The sequence below is a fragment of the Erwinia sp. ErVv1 genome, assembly GCF_900068895.1.
In the GTDB taxonomy this organism is placed as follows: domain Bacteria; phylum Pseudomonadota; class Gammaproteobacteria; order Enterobacterales; family Enterobacteriaceae; genus Erwinia.
Window position 1 is genome coordinate 131,885 of sequence record NZ_CDPK01000011.1, and the last position, 256, is coordinate 132,140.

The window sequence follows — 256 nt, forward strand, 5'->3', positions numbered from 1 at the left end:
CGCAGCCAGAAGGCGGTGTTGCGGAGCAGATAAGCCGGGTCTCTGCCGCAGGGATGCGGCAGTGAAGCCCCCAGGGAGGGGTTTACGGCACCCCGGCGTTCTGATCCGCAACATAGCCGTGTCACCGGAACGGGTTTTGACTTTAAGGCCCCAACGTAGCTCTGTCCCCGATGCGGGTTTTGGCCTGCCTGCAAAAAATACCGCCGTGTCACCGGGGTTTTCTGTCGTTGCGGTGATGCGGTGCAAAGCCCTGCGG